Annotated in this window: 2 protein-coding genes; one reads left to right on the top strand and one right to left on the bottom strand. The window is 39.1% G+C overall.

All coding sequences use genetic code 11. The features are described 5' to 3' along the window. A partial coding sequence (locus RM529_RS17000) for an MFS transporter (RefSeq protein WP_311485942.1) occupies window positions 1–1,023 on the bottom strand: 1,023 nt, incomplete at its 3' end. Window positions 1,024–1,350: 327 nt separating this feature from the next. Here RM529_RS17000 and RM529_RS16995 point away from each other — a divergent pair. Beyond that, on the top strand, window positions 1,351–2,099 hold a 749-nt coding region (locus tag RM529_RS16995; RefSeq protein ID WP_311485941.1), incomplete at its 3' end, for a GTP-binding protein.

The following is a 2,099-nucleotide window of genomic DNA, read 5'->3' as shown; positions in this document are numbered from 1 at the left end:
TAACGCGATAAATGCTACTGAAGCAAAGCCGGAAGTGAAAATGGCCCCAACGGCAAATGCAACTCCAAGAATGGCACATACTTTTAAAGCATTTTCTTGCTTTATGTATTTGGGAATAGCAATAATTCCCAATATATATCCAATAATCATCGCTACCATTGTTCCTGTAGGAAAACCTCTTGCTGTTTCAAAATCAAAACCCTGGAAAATTCCGTAATCAATAATAGTGTCGGCAGCAATTACTTCCACCCCCACATAAATAAAAAGAGTAATCACCCCAAGAATGGCATGAGGGTAATCAAAAATGCTTTTACTCCCTTTTAGAGCAGCATTTTCGTCTTCTTCCTCTTCGGCCTCTACTTCCGGTAAACTGGATTTGTACACCCATAAGCCTAAGAGAAGCAGCACTACAATAATTCCAATGTAAGGCGGAATTACTCTTAGCGCCATCTCATCTAAGGCAGACTCATTAGTAGTCTTTGAAAGTTCTTCAGCTTTGTCCAGTTGCAGGAAAAATCCGATGATAATGGGAGCCGCCGCACCAGCCAGTTTATTGCAAATCCCCATGATGCTTATTCTTTTGGCAGCGCTTTCAGCCGGTCCTACAATAGTGACATAAGGATTGGAGGCCGTTTGCAGAATTGCCAGCCCACTTCCCATTATAAAAAGTCCGGTAAGAAACAAAGGATAATATCGCGTCATCGCTGCAGGAATAAAAAGTAAAGCTCCAAAAGCCATAATAATTAAAGCCACAGACATCCCTTTTTTAAAGCCCAGCCAGCTGAGGGTACGAGTGGAGATGGGAGCCATCACCACGTAGGCAATATAGAAGGCAAAGGTTACAAAATAAGACTGAAAAGTGGTTAGTTCACAGGCAATCTTGAGATACGGAATTAAGAGGGCGTTAAGCCAGGTAACAAATCCGAAGATAAAAAACAGCGCTCCTATAATAATAATTGACCGATTAGAATCTCCCGAAGAACTTCCTGTTTGAGTTTCTTCTACTCTATCTGATTTTGCCATATATGAAGATTATGTTGCTGTTAATCCCTGATTTGATGTAATTCTGAAATCATTTTTTCTTCTTCGGAACAAATTAAGAATATCTTTTCTCAACGAGGAAAGTTAATTCACACAAAATATGTGATTATTATTAATTTCAACTGTATTTATTTGCAATATAAGTACTAAAAATTTCTGTGACAGAAGGAGTTGATATTTCTGTCAAAATCTGCCTTGAAAAGGAAATTATCACTGCCGTACAAATATTCTTTAAAGACTTGTAAATAAACTATATTTGTAGCCCAATTTTTGCTGATCTTTTTTAGATCTACAATATTATAATTATCGATGAAGCACATACGTAACTTTTGTATTATCGCCCATATTGACCACGGAAAAAGTACCCTGGCAGACCGGTTGCTGGACTTTACAGGTTCGGTTACAGATCGTGAAAAGCAGGAACAACTTTTAGATAGCATGGACCTGGAGCGCGAACGTGGAATTACAATTAAAAGCCACGCCATCCAGATGGACTATGAATATGAAGGTGAAAAATATGTGCTGAACCTCATCGATACTCCCGGCCATGTGGATTTCTCCTACGAAGTTTCCCGGTCTATCGCTGCCTGCGAAGGGGCTTTATTAGTTGTAGATGCCGCGCAAAGTATCCAGGCTCAAACGATTTCCAATCTTTATCTTGCTTTGGAAAATGATCTTGAAATTATTCCTGTTCTTAATAAGGTGGATTTGCCAAGCGCTAATCCCGAAGTTGTTAGCGATGATATTGTTGATCTTTTAGGTTGTGAATATTCAGATATTATTCCTGCCAGTGCAAAAACCGGACTGGGAATTGAAGAAATCCTGGCCGCCATTATTAAAAAAGTACCGGCTCCCAGCGGAAAAGTAGATGCTCCTTTGCGGGCGCTTATTTTCGATTCGGTTTATAATCCTTTTCGTGGTGTGGAAACCTATTTCAGGGTAATTAATGGTTCCATAAAAAAGAATCAGAACATTAAATTTGTTGCTACCGGCAAAAATTATTCTGCAGATGAAGTAGGAACTTTACGATTAAAGCAATTTCCGAGGGAAGAAATTAA

Source organism: Autumnicola edwardsiae (genome assembly GCF_031846505.1).
In the GTDB taxonomy this organism is placed as follows: Bacteria; Bacteroidota; Bacteroidia; order Flavobacteriales; family Flavobacteriaceae; genus Autumnicola; species Autumnicola edwardsiae.
This window is presented reverse-complemented; position numbering and strand designations above follow the sequence as displayed.